1 protein-coding gene is annotated in these 2,335 nt (G+C 68.6%); it reads left to right on the top strand.

Features of this window, described 5'->3' with window-relative positions; all coding sequences use genetic code 11:
• Positions 1 to 34: 34 nt before the first annotated feature.
• Positions 35 to 2,335 (top strand): DNRLRE domain-containing protein (locus ACZ573_RS38350; protein ID WP_471313580.1); only part of this gene is annotated, 2,301 nt, incomplete at its 3' end.

Here is a 2,335-nt window from a genome sequence, read left to right as displayed (position 1 = left end):
GGGTGAAGAAGTCGCAGGCTCTCCGTCACCGTTGATGTGGGATTCGTCGGGCAAGGTCGCCACCACCGACGACGTGCCCGCGTGGAAGGCCCCGGCGGCGGCGAAGCAGCACCCGACGCTGGGCCTGGCGGGCCTGGCCGGCGCGGAACGCGCCCACCTGTCGGTCGCCGCGGCCTCCCTCAAGGACAGCACCCTGTCCCTGAAGCCGGATGTCGCATTGCTGAATGCCGCGGACACCGTGTATCCGGTGTTCGTCGACCCTTCGTTCAAGGGCCATAAGAACTCCTGGTCGCTGCTCTACAAGACGGCCGGCAATTCGAGTTTCTACAACGGGCAGAACTACAACGCGTCGGGTACGAACGAGGCCCGCGTCGGATATGAGTCGGATTCCGGCGGCACCTCCCGGTCGATCTTCAATTTCGATTTCGGGTCCGAGCTCCACGGTGCCGGTATCCGCTCGGCGTCCGTCCGCGCCCTGCAGACCTATTCGTGGTCCTGCAGCAAGAAGGACATGGACATCTACTCCACCCCGTACGTGTCCTCCTCCTCGACGTGGAACAGCACGACGGGCTGGTGGGGCAACAAGATCGGCACGGAGAACGCCGGCTACGGCTACAACTCCTCCTGCCCCGACAACTGGGTCGCCCCCGACATCAAGGGCCTGGTCACCCAGGCCGCCAGCGCCCGCTGGGGCGCCCTCTCGCTCGGTTTCAAGGCGCCCAGCGAGTCGGACTCGTACTACTGGAAGAAGCTCCTCGCCAACGGTGAGAGCGCCCCGTACATCGAGGTCACCTACAACAGCCCGCCCGACACCCCCCTCGCCTCGAACATGAGCACCTCCCCCGGCGGCGCCTGCCTGACCTCCAGCCCGGGCACCAGCATCGGCAAGACCGATGTGTCCTTCCAGGTCAAGGGCTCCGACCGGGACGGCAACCTGACCCGCCTGCAGATCGAGATCTGGGACGCGGCGTCCGGGCAGCCCGTCTTCAACGAGTGGACCGACGTCAACAGCGACCAGACCGTCACCCGCTCCGTGCCCTTCGACAAGTTCACCTCGGGCCGCAAGTACTACTGGCTCTCCCGCGCCTATGACGGCGACGGTTTCGGCTCCCCGGGATCAGGCCCGCAGGACTCCGGCTCCCCCGACTGGTGCACCTTCACCATCGACCACACCGCGCCCGCCAACCCGGCCGTCTCCTCCGCACACTTCCCGCCGCCCGGCCCCGATGCCGCCGACTGGAGCGTCAACCCGGCCTCCACCCCCGACCAGGTCGTCGAGATCCGCCCCAACGGCACCGCGGCCGGCACCATCCGCGAGTACCAGTGGTCCCTGAACAAGCCGTCCTGGGAGAACAAGGCCGTCCCCGCCGGCGACGGCCTCGCCCAGGTCAAACTCCAGGTCGACACCGCCGGACCCAACGTCCTGTACGTCCGCACCGTCAACCAGGCCGGGAACATCTCCGTCCCCACCGAATACCTCTTCTACGTCAGCCCCCGCACCGGCACCGACAAGCCCGGCGACGTCACCGGCGACCAGTTCGCCGACCTCCTGGCCATCGACAAGGACGGCAACCTGCGCACCTACGCAGGCGACAGGAACGGCGACACCGACGCGTTCATCCCCGGCGCCGTCCAGGACGGCAAGCCCGTCGCGCCCGGCCACTTCAAGGACCCCGCCTCCACCATCCCCGCCCTCATCGGACACGCCACCGACTGGCACCCCGGCGACGGCATCACCGACATGATCGCCCGCATGCCCGACGGAAAGCTGTACATCTACCCCGGCACCGGCACCGGCCAGTTCGACGCCGGCCGCCGCATCGAGATGCAGCTCCCCGCCTCCGCACCCGACCCCGCCACCTTCCGGCAGATCGTCGTCACCGAGGACGCCGACGGCGACGGCCTGCCCGACCTGTTCGCCCTGGACGCGGACGGATTCTGGGCATTCTCCGGCTACACCGGATCCAGCTTCGCCTCCTACCGCAAGATGGCCACCGGCTGGGCCGCCCGCGACATCGTCGGCGTCCGCGACGTATCGGGGGACAACATTCCCGACCTCCTCTTCCGCGACAACGCCAACGCCAACCGCACCATGGCCCTGCGCAAGGGCAAGGCCGGCGCCAACGGCGGCGCGGACCTGACCTCGCTGCAGTACGCGGCGAACGCGGAAGGCGGCGTCGACAACACCTACGCCACCACCGCCTGGACCCGCGCCGCCTGGCCCCTGGTCCTGGGCACCGAGGACAACACCGGAGACGGCATCCCCGACATCTGGGGAGTCCAGGCCTCCGACGGCCACCAGTACTACTTCCAGGGCGGCACCACCGGCTACGGC

The sequence above is a fragment of the Streptomyces sp. NPDC040545 genome (genome assembly GCF_055595065.1).
The sequence above is the reverse complement of the archived record's forward strand: the minus strand, read 5'-3'. Positions and strand labels throughout refer to the sequence as shown.